This window comes from Candidatus Ruminimicrobium bovinum (assembly GCF_902760015.1).
Taxonomy (GTDB): domain Bacteria; phylum Elusimicrobiota; class Endomicrobiia; order Endomicrobiales; family Endomicrobiaceae; genus Ruminimicrobium; species Ruminimicrobium bovinum.
Genome location: NZ_CACWEU010000032.1, coordinates 1 through 4,451 on the forward strand (window position 1 = coordinate 1; position 4,451 = coordinate 4,451).

A 4,451-nucleotide genomic window follows, 5' to 3' on the forward strand; every position below is an offset into this window, starting at 1 on the left:
CGGAGTTTTTTTATACATTACTCCAGGTCTTTTTAATGGCTGTTTTTTAGATATTTTTTTCCATGTGTTAATTTTTTGTTTATAACTTACTTTTTTAATATATTTTTTCAATATATTAAAAAGGTTATGTTCTTTACCATTTGCAATTTATTTATAACTTTATCCAACAAATCGGAATTATTGTTATTTAATTTAGCTATTTTTCTGTTAGTATTTTGTGCTATTCTTTCTCTTGCTTTTGATGCCAGCTTATCAAATATATCTTCAACAGATTTATTTATTTCGTTGTTATTATCTTTTTTGTCTGAATTATCTTGTTTTTCATCGTTTTCTTTACTTTTTTCTTGTGAATTTTCTGTATCATTATTTTGACAATGCTCTTGTTCTGCACCATTAGAATCTTCAGTTACTTTATCACCGTTCCATTCGTGCTTATCTATTCTTTCTTGTTCGTTTTTAAGATTTAATTCACTTATATAAAAATATATATCCAAATCACTGAAATTTAACAAATCGTATTTAGAATTTTCTTCCGTAGATATTTTGTTAAACATAGTGTTTTTATTAAGTTTATCTATTGTATTGTTTATTTCATCTACAACGGTTTGCCAATTTCTCCAGCCGGGATTAATTCTGTGAATCATATTGTCTATAACCATATCTTGAGCAATGTTCAGTTGTTTATGATTATATCCGTCAAAAGGAACTCTAAAGTGTTTTAACATATAATGTAACTGTTCGTGCATTATCAAACAAGCTAATGTTTCATAAAAACTTTCCGTTTCCATACCTAAACAAATATTTCTTATGTATGTAATTTTATGGTAATTTATAAATAAAATAACATTCCCCGTTGTTTGATTTATAGTTATTGCTGCAATACCGTCTTTTAAATGTTTTATTGTTAATTGTTTTGATGTTATAAAATCGTATACAGAAGGATAATTTATTTGTAAATATTCCAAAAAATATTTATCTTTTTGAAATATATAAAGTTCAAACAACGGATATATTTGTTGCGAACCAAAAGCTAAATTTATTAATTCATCACTTGTCATGAAAATCCTTAAACAAATTTATTTTTTACAATAAACTGCAAACCAACCAAAAAGACTACAATGACAACTATTTCAAATGAACCCAAGCCAAATTATGTATAAGAGTTATTATACATAATTTGTAAACATTCTAACAGGAGATATTTTTGATTATTGCTTTATTTGTTCACTGTCATCACAATAATTTAATATGCATATCAAATATAAAAATATCCATAACGGAGGACACAAAAAAGCTAAAAGAAAAGACATACAGCCTATGTCAAAAGTATTCTTTTTATTTTCATATAAACATTTCATATATATTTTACAGACTTCACTTAAATTTTTTCAGTATTTATTACTGAACATAATTAAAAAATTCTTTAATTTTACTACCGGTTAAATTTTTATCATCACTTGATAACAATATATTACTATGAACTATTCCCATTTCATTAAACCACTTTTTCAATACTTCAGTAATGACATATCCGTCAAATTTACATTTTTTATTTGATAAAACTTCCACAACCAAAACTTCTAAATCTTGTAAATTTGAAACTCTTGTAATTAAGCCAAAGTCTTCTTCTTTTATTTTCTGTTTTATCTTTTCTAATGTTAGATTTTTATTTCTAAAACCATATTGATTTAGTAAATTACCTGTTATATAAGAATATCTGTTTTTTTCTTTATAAATAGAATCTTCATGGTAAATATAACCATCGGTGAAAATTACTAAAATATTTCTATAATCCTTTTCTATGCAATATGCTTTTGCATATTGTTCAAAAAATTTCCAAATATCCGAACCTGGAAAAATTTTATTTAGTAATATTTTGTCATATATTTGTTTCACTATTTCTGTTTTTGTTGCTAAATTAATAAATTGACGATTTTTTAAAATCAAACCGGAATTACTACCATTATATTTTTTATCAGAAAAATCAATATTTAAACCATCAAATTTTATTTGATTATCTTGCGGTTTTGGAATACATAACATTTTTATTTTACTTCTTAAATTGATTAGTTTCTTTTTACCTGATAAGTTTCCTTTTTTTGCATCTTCTTTTATAATATTAATAACAGTATTTATAATTTCTAAATCTCTTTCTTTTGGATCAAAATCCTTTTTTAATTCTATTCCATTTTCATTTGTAATCTTTGCAATTCTATCAGATAAATCTAATAAAATTGTAATATTTAAATGCTTATCCTTATTTTTTATATTATTAATGGATTCTTCTTGAATATTGTTGTTTTTTGTAATTTCTTTTTCATTTTTTATTAATAATTCTTCCGCACTACTTTCTTCTGTAATATCTTTATTGTTAATATATATTATAGCACCGACAATTGCAACTAATGCTAAAACTATTAAAATTAATAGTGGAAGTTTGTTTTTCATCTTATTATCTCCTTATTTAATTCATATTATGATCTTTTCTAAATTGTTCATAAAAGCTATGCACATCCGCTTTATAAGTTTCATCTTCTATTGGCAGACCCCAGCCTTCTACATAAGAGTTATAAATATTAATTTCTCTTGGAGGAATATCCGTGTTTCTTATACTATTAATTTCATTTTCTATAACACTTATTGCTTGTATTTTATCGTTAATACTATTTTCTTTTCTTTGATACTCATCGTCAAAAATTTTTATTTGCCTATATGTTAGAATATTATTTTCTTCATTTTCTCTTCTTTCTATTATTTTAGGTATTTTTACATTTTCAATATGATAAATTCGTGCTTCTTTTGAATTTTTACTTTTCTCTCTCTTTTTTATTTCTCTTTTTTGCGAATTAAAATTTTCCCATTTTTTAGAGGCTAAATTACAAATACCACCAAATATTATATATGCAATAAAACCGGCTCCTATTATCAACCAGAAATGAGGATCTTTTAAACAAATTTTCCAATTAAATATAGTATTTTCGTCAAGTCCTATATTTTGTTTAAAAACACCTTCGGCGATTATGTAAGCTATTAAAACATCGTACATAAAAGCAATTAATAAAATCCCTACAGCTTTTATAAATTTATTATTTTGAAAAAAATCTATAAATCCTTTTATAATTTTTACTATTATATTATTATATTCTCTATTATTATTTTCTGTTTTTATATTTTCTTCGTTATTATCAAAATTAAAAGAAAAATATCCTAATGCCACAAATATACAAGGGAATAATGTTACAAACAATCCTATACCCCAACCATGTTTCCATGCATCGCTTACTGCTGTAGGATCTAAAAATGTATTTATTATTTTTGTTCCCAAATTTTCAACATCTTTAAAGAAAGCAGAATATGTTGCCGTTGCATAAAATAACCACAGATATACAAGCAAGAAAACAGCCAACAAAGTTACTATCATTAATTCAAAACTCCAATTATATTGATTATCCGAATTTTTGAGTTTCTCTATTTCCTGTTCTATTAATTCTATTTCTTGTTTTTTATTTTTTATTTCATTTTCTTCCGAATTTATTTTGTTTTGATATTTTTCTCTTACTTCCTTAGATAAGTTTTCTACCGTTTGTCTTTTTTTTTCGTCTAGTTCATTCTGTTGTCTTCTCAAATTGTCTATTTCATCTTCCAATTTTTTTTTATTTTCAACTAATGTGCTTATTTTAGTATTATGTCTTGCTACAACTTCCATCCTTTTTATACGAATATAATCCAGTGCCGTTCTGAATGCAGGCATACCGCTTTGTTTTATCTTATATTGTTGCGATCTGTTTGTTGCAATATTTTTTAATATTTGAGGTTTGTCTACAATTTCTTGATCTAAAATATCTTCAATAGATATTTCTTCTTCTAAAGCTTGATTTTTTATTTCCTTTTTGTTACTTAGAAAAGACATGATATACTCCTAATTTTATTTATTTTATAAAAGTTTATTTTCAATATTTTTTATTTCTTTAATTTTATTTAAATCTAATTCTTTTTCCGAATTAATACAGTAATTAGATAGTTCTTTTAATAAGTTTTCTAAACATCTATCACCTTTAACTGTATTTGAAAACTTGTTAAAATTAGTATTAAGTGTTTCAATATTACCGCTTACTTTTGCCATATTATCTATAAAACTTATAATTCTTGTCTTAAAACTTTTTGCTACAGAAACTATTTTTTCATGATTTTCTACTTGCCTTTGAACATCCCATAATTTTTCTATTATCCTTATTGTATGTATCAAAGATGTTGCCGATACTATTGCTATTTCTTTTTTCCAAGCCTCATTGGTTAGAGAAGGTTTATATCTTAAAGCAGATATATATGCTTCTTCCGGATATATAAACATTAATGTAAAATCAGGACTTATATTTTTTCCGTTATCCATAAATTTTTCGGTATATTTTTTGGATGATAAATTTTTAATAAAACCATTTATTGCTTCAATA

Annotated in this window: 4 protein-coding genes; all 4 read right to left on the reverse strand. The window is 24.2% G+C overall.

The features are described from left to right. Positions 1–107 precede the first annotated feature (107 nt). Positions 108–1,058: a hypothetical protein gene (locus ACMUOV_RS01060; RefSeq protein ID WP_413852943.1), complete on the reverse strand. Its 951-nt coding sequence runs from the start codon at positions 1,056–1,058 to the stop codon at positions 108–110. A gap of 340 nt (positions 1,059–1,398) precedes the next feature. Continuing rightward, positions 1,399–2,448 (reverse strand): hypothetical protein, encoded by a 1,050-nt coding sequence (locus ACMUOV_RS01065; protein WP_413852945.1) that lies wholly within the window; start codon positions 2,446–2,448, stop codon positions 1,399–1,401. 16 nt (positions 2,449–2,464) lie between these two features. Continuing rightward, positions 2,465–3,910 (reverse strand): coiled-coil domain-containing protein, encoded by a 1,446-nt coding sequence (locus ACMUOV_RS01070; RefSeq protein WP_413852947.1) that lies wholly within the window; start codon positions 3,908–3,910, stop codon positions 2,465–2,467. A 24-nt stretch (positions 3,911–3,934) separates the two neighbouring features. After that, the coding region (gene rmuC / locus ACMUOV_RS01075; RefSeq protein WP_413852949.1) for a DNA recombination protein RmuC at positions 3,935–4,451 on the reverse strand (517 nt) is incomplete at its 5' end.